Source organism: Marinobacterium sedimentorum (assembly GCF_024267675.1).
GTDB classification, from domain to species: Bacteria; Pseudomonadota; Gammaproteobacteria; order Pseudomonadales; family Balneatricaceae; genus Marinobacterium_A; species Marinobacterium_A sedimentorum.
Window position 1 is genome coordinate 1 of sequence record NZ_JALDYX010000139.1, and the last position, 242, is coordinate 242.

The following is a 242-nucleotide window of genomic DNA, read 5'->3' on the forward strand; positions in this document are numbered from 1 at the left end:
TCAGCGTCCAGCGCTTCGGCCAGATCGGTGACCTTGGGCCAGCGCGATGTGAACGCGATGAAATAGCTTTTGACTGCGGCCACTGTGGTTTGCTGAAGCATCACTTCAGACAGCCAAATGCGGTAGGGATCTGGCTGCACGCCTTGCCGTCGCTCCGCTGGGCCGACCCGCCAAGGCATCTCACGCGCGCTTTTGTCGTACCAAGCCAAGAGGCTTTTGCTCATCTCTTCACGCATGTGTTA

1 pseudogene is annotated in these 242 nt (G+C 58.3%); it reads right to left on the reverse strand.

Annotated features, from left to right (window positions below):
• A pseudogene (locus tag MRS74_RS23650) lies at positions 1–224 on the reverse strand (hypothetical protein); the annotation flags it as partial.
• Positions 225–242 lie beyond the last annotated feature (18 nt).